Below are 8195 nucleotides of genomic sequence, written 5' to 3' on the forward strand. Positions count from 1 at the left end.
ATATTTTTATTTTTTTAATTCTTTCATTATTTTATCAAGCTTTTGTTGTTGTTTTTTATTTAATAAAGGTTTTAGTTTTTGTAGTATTTTATCTTTGTTATCTATTTTTTTAGATACTTTTTTTAGTTCATCCATTAATTCTTCTTCAGTTTTTCCTTCGTACTCATTTTTAATTTTTTCTTTCATTTTATTTATTTTTTCCTTATCAACATTAGCATTTTTTAATTTTTCTTTGTCTATTTTCATATTGATTACCCCCTTTATATCTAATATATGCATTAAATATATAAAAGAGTAACAAAATTTATATAACACACATAATATATAGAATAAACGGTATTATTATATTGGGGGGGAATTATGTGAATAATAAGATGTTAATAGCATTAGCTATACTTGCTTTACAAGGGGATAAAATTTTTGATTCAGAAAATAACATTTTTGAAAACTTTAGGATAACAGATTTTGATGATAGAAAATTAGAAAAAGGGATAGAGATACTAAGCAGAAGTAAAAAATATATGAAAAAGGATGAAAAAATTATTATAAATAAGGCGGAAAGTATGTTAGACTTAATAAGAGGTATAACAAAGCTAAATAGGATAAATGATTTAAGAGATTTTGATGAAAGTGATTTCTTCAGAAGTATGGATGTTAAAGATAAAAGAAATATGATGGTTAAGGAAATAATAGATGTATTTCCTGAAGATAAGAAAAATAAGATTAATAAGATATTAGACATGAAAAATAAAATGTTTTTATTAAAAGACCTTGTGACTTCAGGTGCTTTAGAACAATTAGGTAGTATAAATGACTTAGAGGATGCGTTAAGTTCTGATGATGAAGAAAGTTAAAAGTAAATTATGTAGAATAAATAGGAAAATAAGTAAAAAAATTTTCAGAAATGGAAGTTAAAAATACTTTTAAAAACTTAGAAAGTGGTATATAATAATAACAAGAAAAACATCTGAAATGTAGGAAGAGAGGGGACGTTAGAATCAAATGACGGGACACCCACCTGGGTGAAGCTCGGGTATGAATTTAAAAGGCAAACGGCATTATGGATTAAACTTAAAATTAAATCTGAGGTGTTCGTTATAACCTAATAAATTCAACCTACAAATAGTATACGGGAGTTCAAGTTCATTTGTGGATAACAAGCCTTTGATAAATTAAAAGGACGTTAGAATCAAATGACGGGACACCCACCTGGGTGAAGCTCGGGTATGAATTTAAAAGGCAAACGGCGCCATGGATTAAAGAGGCTCGATTTTGGGCCTCTTTCTTGGTTGTAAGAAAGATAAAAAGATGGAAGGTTACTTCCATCTTTTTTTTGCTTTAATTAAAGTTATAGAATGTAATATAAAAATTATTATACTTGAAGCTATGAATCCATAAATAAATCCATATATATTTATATTATTTATAGGAATTAGAAAATATATACATAAAAGTTGTACTAAAAGTCCAATTATATTATTAATAGTAGCTCTGTATTCCTTTTCAATAGAATGAAGTATACCTGATAAAGTATGATTTAATACCATAAAAAAGCAACTTACTGAAATCAATTTTAGATATTTACCTGCTAAATTACTTTTATATACAAAGTAACATATTTCTTCTCCAAAAAACATATAAATTAAACTTGCTGAAAAACCTATAGAAGCACTTAAAAATATAGAAAAAAAGATTTTTTTATTTATTAATTTATAATTTTTTTTAGGAATTTCCTGAGAAATGCTTGGAATTAAATTTACAACTAAAGCTGATGTTACAGTAAAAGGTAAAAATAAAAAAGGAAAAACCATTCCTGTAATAGTACCATATATGTTCATTGCATTTGTATACTTAAGTCCACTTAAAACTAATCTGCTTGGAATTAGAATAGAGCTTATAGATTGAATAATTACTGTAAAAACCCTATTAAAAGTTATAGGAAATGCTATTTTTGAGATTTTACTTATTCCTATAAAGAAATCTCTTAATCCTATTACATAATTGTTTTTTAAATTAGGCTCTTTAGTCAAATTAATAGTAACGAATAATATATTTATAATTTCACCAACTGATAATCCTATTAGAGGAATCAAAGAATATAAACTGGCATTTTTTATGTATGAAAATATGAAAACCACAAATAATATTCTACTAATTTGTTCTAGTATTTGACCTACGGCAGGGACTTCTACCTTTTTTAATCCGTAATAATAGCTCCTTAATATATTTGATATAGTAATTAATGATATAGCAGGAGTAATGGATAATATAAATATTTGATAATTTGGTGAATGCAAAAGTTTTAAACTTATAAATTTAGAATTTAAGGATACAAATACTGATATAAATATAGAAATAAAAAAAGATAGATATAAAGTGGATATAAAAAGTACATTTATATTATGTTTGTTATTTAAGCTTTTTTCTTTTGAGATCAAGCTGTTTAAAGCTACAGGAATTCCTGTAGTTGTAATAGATACACAAAGCATTAAAAAGTGAAAAATTATATGAAATATTCCAAGACCGCCTGCTCCTATTTTTCTTGATAAAAATATTTTATATAAAAATCCTATTATTCTGACTATAAAGTTAGAAATAAAAAGTAAAGTAGTTGAATATACAAGATTTGGAATTTTCAACATATCACCTCCTCTTCAAATATATTATTTATATTAGAGTTTTATAACTAAATAAGTTTATGAAATATTTGATGTTGAAAATTTTTAAAATATAGTTTAAAATAAGGAAACCTGAAACGTAGAAAGGAGCTGGTTTTCGTGAAGATTTTAATAAAAAATATTGATATAATTCGTTGTAAAGAAGAAGTTAAAGTAGAAAAAAATGTTTTTGTTGGTATTGAAAATGATAAAATAAAATTTATATCAAAAAATTTTCTAAGTGATTTTAAAGCTGATTATGAAATCGATGGAAAAAATAAATTATTAATGCCCGGATTTATAAATTCACATACTCATTTACCGATGAGCCTTCTTAGAAGTGTGGGATCGGATACATCTTTAATGGATTGGCTTTATAATCATATATTTCCTAAAGAAAGAACACTTACTAAGAATCATATATATTTAGGTTCACTTTTAACACTTGCTGAAATGATAAAGTGCGGAACTACTGGAATAAACGATATGTATTTTATGGCAGGAGAAGTTGCAAAAGCTGCTTATGATTCTGGAATAAGAGCAAGTATTGGTGTAAATATAGTTGGAGATGAATTTAAAGATAATATGAAATTAGAAATCAAAGATATATATGAAAGATATAATAATATAGATAATGGAAGAATTAATATTAATTTAGCACCTCATGCTATGTATACCTGTTCTAAAGAACTTTTAAAAGGTGTACTTTCATATGCCAAGAAATTAAATGTAAGTATACACACTCATATAGCAGAGACACAAGATGAGTATAATTATAGTATGGAAAAATTCGGAGTAAGTCCTGTGAAATACTTTGATGATTTAGGATATTTTGATTTAAAAGTTATGGCAGCCCATTGTGTTCATTTAAATGATGAAGATATAGATATAATGGTTAGAAAAAAGGTGATTTGTTCTCATAATCCAACATCAAATTTAAAACTTGCAAGTGGAATATCACCTATTCCTAAACTTTTGAAAAAAGGAGCAATAGTGACAATAGGAACAGATGGTTGTGCAAGTAATAATAATGTAAATATAATAGAAGAAATGCATATAGCATCTTTAATTCATAAAGGGTACAATTTAGATCCAACTTTAGTCAAATCATCACAAGTTCTAAAAATGGCAACAACAAGTGGCAAGTATATATTTGGAATAAATAATATGGGAGATATAAAGGAAGGGTATAAAGCAGATCTTACAATAATAGACTTAAACAAACCTCATCTTTATCCAAATAATGATACTATATCAAATATAGTTTATTCAGCTCAAGGTAGTGATGTAGATACTGTAATAGTAGATGGAAAAATACTTATGGAAAAGAGAGAACTTAAAACTATAGATTTAGAAAAGGTTTATTATGAAATAGAGAAAATAAGCTAGTAAAATACTAGCTTATTTTTATGGTTGAGAATGTATACAATAATACTTGCATAGTAAAGAGAAAAAAATAGAAAAAGCAGATATATATGAATGATAAAAAAAAATATATGCAATTGACAAACAAATGAAAAATTGATATAATAATATTGCAAAGATATATAAGGGAGGGGTATTGATGAGAAAATTAATTAATGATAGAATAAATGTTAGTGATAAAGTAAATATTAATGATATAGATAAATTTGAAGTGAATTATAAAAAGTGCAAAGTGATAACTTGCATACACTGTGTTGCAGATAGATGTAATAATGAGATTTGTGAAATGTATGAAAGGTCATTTATTCAAGAAGGATAATAAAATATAAAAGGGATTAGCTCTTTTATAAGGGCTGATTTTTATTTACCTAAAAAGGGCATCCTACTTTAAAAGTAAGATACCCTTTTTTTAATCTATGCAATTACAGTCACAATCAAAGTCTAAATCACAATCAGATTTAAACTGATTAACTATTTCTTTAGGAAATAATTTAGGGAAATCATAACAATCACATATTATTTGGTTTTCTGTCTTAGGTTGGCATAATCCTGTTGTTAGAACGCAAATTTGAACAGGAACTTTTACTTTCTTTTCACAAATAAAACAGAATGTAAGAACTCCATCTAATATTAAGTTACATGAATTATTAACAATCAACTTACATGGTGTAAACTTACATGATGCATTACAAAGCTCAGATAAAAATGGTTTTGCAGCTGAATCCAATGAAGGTATAAATAAATTTACTGCTACAGGAAAAGTAATTGAACCTTTTATTTTGGCTCTTGCTTTAAAATGGCTATCTGAATTTAATACTTTTCCTTTAAGAGTTACTTTAACTTCAAAGTTAACTTTTATTTTTTGAGTTATATTAGCTTCAGTCCCTTTTTTATTACAATCTTTATTATCTAAATCTAAATCTGATATATCAATATCAATTATACCTCCTGGCTGTTTTATAGGAGTACTTGATAGTGTTTCTCCATTTATGATAGTTGTGACTTTTGTAATTTTGAATTTTTCTATTTTACATTTTTCTTTTTCAATTTTCAAACAATCTCCAGGTTTAAGACATTTATCTACTATTATGTCAAATTTTTGATCACATACTTCAAAGTCTTTTTGAGTTTTAAAAATTGTGGAATCAAATACTTTGTTAACAGCTATACATTCTGTTTTTATTTTATCTATACAGTCTGATGTATTACAATCACACTTTTTATTATATGACATATTCACATTACCTCCATTTGAAATATAGTAAGCATCTATTTTAATATATGAAAGCTAAATTTATATTGTTACGAATTAGCTTATTCATTAAAGCATATATTTTAGTAAAAATATATTTTAAAGAGGTTACTGTTATGAACAAAAACAATCAAAAGGATTGGACTGTTTTAATTTATATAAATGGAAACAATGATATTGAACCTGAAATACGAAAAGCTATGTTAGATATAAAAAATATTGTTATAAATGATAATATAAATGTATTAGTTCAAATTGGAAGAGAAGAATGGGAATTGGTTAAAATTATAAGACCTATGGATTCTTTACCTGAGTCAGATGATAAATGGGTGGGGGTAAGGAGGTATTATTTTTCAAAAGAAAATAATACCTTGCTTAAAGATTTAGGAAAAATAAGTATGGCTGATCCTATGTGCTTATATGATTTTATAAAATGGGGTATTAAAAATTACCCTTCTAAAAATTATATGTTAATACTTGGAGGCCATGGCTGTGTATTAAAGGGTGCATTAGCAGATTATAGCCAAGACAATCCTTATATGATGGGTATTCCAGAAATGAATATTGCAATTGATAAAGCATGTAAAAAAATAAATAGTAATATAGATATTTTAGTTATAGACATGTGCTACTTCAACTTACTTGAAATAATATATGAATTTGGAAAAGATAAAGAGCATTCTGTAAAAAATATATTAACATATATAGGTGAAGGACCTATTCAAGGACTTCCTTATGATAAAATGATAAATTTATTAGAAGGAAATAATACAGATTATATAATAAAAAAAATTATTAATAATCTAAATTACAATTTAGCAGCTTTTGAAGTTAATAATACTAAATTTAAAGAAATAAAGAGTCTGTTTAATGATTTAGGTGATTGTTATTTAAATAACAAAAAAGAAGAGTTAAAGCCTTATGAGATAATTTCTTATTTAGATATTAAACAACCATGGCATAGTATCGTAAAAGATATTCAAGCTGAAATGAACTCTATTATTATTCACTCTAAACGAATAAATAATAATCTAGGAAGAATAAATCTTATGACTCAAGTTCCATCTGATTTTAATCAGCTATATGCTTATTATAAATTAAGCTTTAATCAAAATAATAAATGGTCGTATCTAGTAAGTAATAAAAAAGCTATCGATAGTATAAAATTAGAATTAATCCCTATAAAGATATCTCATAAAGCTATATGTGAACTTATTTCAATAATGAATCCATCGTTAAATGTAGATGATAAAGAAATTATATTAAATAATCTATTTAAATACAAAAATTGGAAACTAAAGTAAAAAAAATAGTGCGAAGTTAAATGCACTATTTTTTATCACTTCTAAAAATAGGAGTTATTTCTTCTTCAGAAAAAGGAGTTCCTCTAGGTGGTCGTTGTTTTAACGGTTTTTGATTACATCCAGGGGTGCATATTTCATCTTCACCAAACATACATTTAGGTAGATTGGGATCAGATGGATTTTTAATGTCACCATCTTTAATAGCAACAATACCTGGTATCTTTTCAAAACATCCATCTAGTATAAATGAAAATGTTATTTTGTTAAGGTTATTAGGGTCGATAGTACCATTGTTTTTATCCCAATGTATGGTAGCTGGTAAATTATTAAGACAATTTCCTTGTCCTGAGTCGTTAACTTTCCCTCCGCCTCTATCAATAAAATTAGATTCAGTAAAAGTTTCACATATTTCTACAGAAAAGTTACTAAGAGCATCTAACCTATCATAAGTTATATCTGTAACTATATATTCCCATAATTGCATATTATTATTACAAGAAACTTTTACTTTTATATTATAATTTAACACTTTATTGTTAGACTGTTTTATACCTAATATTGTAGTTTCTGTAAGGCATGTAGCCATTATATACCTCCTTTCAAATTGAGATATAATTGTAGAACTCATTATTAATACGGTTATTTTTTATTTAACAGTAAGTGTTCCTGGAGCTTGTTGACATAGTTGAACTAATAATTGTACTATTTGATCAAGTTTCATTTCTAATTTAATATTTTTAATTGCCTGTTTAATTTTAATAGTTTCACCGTCATTATCACCGACAATACTTAACGTGTCCTCTCCACTGATAGACTCTAGTTGACATTTTGGTGTTAAACCCTCCTCTATACATTTTCTATCAATTTTACACTTTTTAAAAGTAAATGTAAAATCTTGGCATATGCGTGATACAGGAAATTCAACTATTTTTGGAGCTCCACCAGATACTTTTTTAATAGCAATGCTTTCACATATTAAAAATCCTAAAAATGTAACTTCGAATTTTCCAGTTTTTTCAATAAATTTCGTTCTACATCCTGTAGATATAATAGAAACCTTAGTGTTTTCTTTATCAATTTCAACCGCTTGACTAGGGAATGGATTATCAATCGTATTAAAGAAAGTAAAAGGTCCTGGAATAGTAAAATCATCTTCACAAAGCACTCTATTTGTTTTTATTAATTCACAACCACAACAAAAGCCTAAGCATTTATTATCATCAGCCATAATTTAAAATCCTCCCTCTATATACTTTTATTTTCTCTTAAATACTCTCTATTTCTTACAATTTCATAAATTGATAGATATAATTTTTGGATATAACTTCAACATATTCAATTTTATGGATATAGAAATGTATAACCCCAGAAAATCAGTGTTTTTACCAAAATATTACTGGAATTAATCCACTAATTTCATGGCGACGTACCCTCCCATGTCTCACAGGATCAATGTCCCTAAATTCCTTCGTTCAGTCTATCCATGATGTGGTATCAGCTATGCTCCTTTGCGGGGTCAAATGCCCTAATGGTTAATATATCTGCTGAATTCCTAGC

General features: G+C 26.2%; 9 protein-coding genes and 1 other RNA gene. 5 read left to right on the top strand and 5 right to left on the bottom strand.

Annotated features, from left to right (window positions below; all coding sequences use genetic code 11):
- Nucleotides 1-6: 6 nt before the first annotated feature.
- On the bottom strand, nucleotides 7-246 hold the full coding sequence (locus BUA77_RS05450; protein WP_072888103.1) for a hypothetical protein: 240 nt from the start codon (nucleotides 244-246) through the stop codon (nucleotides 7-9).
- Nucleotides 247-362: 116 nt separating this feature from the next.
- Here BUA77_RS05450 and BUA77_RS05455 point away from each other — a divergent pair, with 116 nt between their 5' ends.
- Both BUA77_RS05455 and ssrS read left to right on the top strand, forming a co-directional pair.
- Entirely contained in the window at nucleotides 363-854 is a 492-nt protein-coding gene (locus BUA77_RS05455; protein WP_072888105.1) for a hypothetical protein, read from the top strand.
- A gap of 223 nt (nucleotides 855-1077) precedes the next feature.
- Nucleotides 1078-1262: non-coding RNA, 6S RNA (gene ssrS, locus BUA77_RS05460), on the top strand.
- A 54-nt stretch (nucleotides 1263-1316) separates the two neighbouring features.
- Here the strand turns inward: ssrS and BUA77_RS05465 are convergent.
- Entirely contained in the window at nucleotides 1317-2642 is a 1326-nt protein-coding gene (locus BUA77_RS05465) for an oligosaccharide flippase family protein (protein ID WP_143151305.1), read from the bottom strand.
- A gap of 135 nt (nucleotides 2643-2777) precedes the next feature.
- On the opposite strand from BUA77_RS05465, the gene BUA77_RS05470 reads away from it, so the two are divergent.
- Entirely contained in the window at nucleotides 2778-4046 is a 1269-nt protein-coding gene (locus BUA77_RS05470) for an amidohydrolase (RefSeq protein WP_072888109.1), read from the top strand.
- A 175-nt stretch (nucleotides 4047-4221) separates the two neighbouring features.
- A complete protein-coding gene (locus tag BUA77_RS05475; RefSeq protein ID WP_072888111.1) occupies nucleotides 4222-4401 on the top strand; it encodes a hypothetical protein in 180 nt (59 codons plus the stop codon).
- 90 nt (nucleotides 4402-4491) lie between these two features.
- Here the strand turns inward: BUA77_RS05475 and BUA77_RS05480 are convergent, their stop codons facing one another.
- Complete coding sequence (locus BUA77_RS05480) at nucleotides 4492-5316, bottom strand: hypothetical protein (protein ID WP_072888113.1); 825 nt, start codon at nucleotides 5314-5316, stop codon at nucleotides 4492-4494.
- A gap of 134 nt (nucleotides 5317-5450) precedes the next feature.
- Between BUA77_RS05480 and BUA77_RS05485 the strand changes: the two genes are divergently transcribed.
- A complete protein-coding gene (locus BUA77_RS05485) occupies nucleotides 5451-6638 on the top strand; it encodes a clostripain-related cysteine peptidase (protein WP_072888115.1) in 1188 nt (395 codons plus the stop codon).
- Between the two features lie 25 nt (nucleotides 6639-6663).
- On the opposite strand, the gene BUA77_RS05490 is transcribed toward BUA77_RS05485, so the two are convergent.
- Complete coding sequence (locus BUA77_RS05490; protein ID WP_072888117.1) at nucleotides 6664-7224, bottom strand: hypothetical protein; 561 nt, start codon at nucleotides 7222-7224, stop codon at nucleotides 6664-6666.
- Between the two features lie 60 nt (nucleotides 7225-7284).
- Entirely contained in the window at nucleotides 7285-7866 is a 582-nt protein-coding gene (locus BUA77_RS05495; RefSeq protein WP_072888119.1) for a hypothetical protein, read from the bottom strand.
- Nucleotides 7867-8195: the final 329 nt, after the last annotated feature.

This window comes from Tepidibacter formicigenes DSM 15518 (assembly GCF_900142235.1).
In the GTDB taxonomy this organism is placed as follows: Bacteria; Bacillota; Clostridia; order Peptostreptococcales; family Peptostreptococcaceae; genus Tepidibacter; species Tepidibacter formicigenes.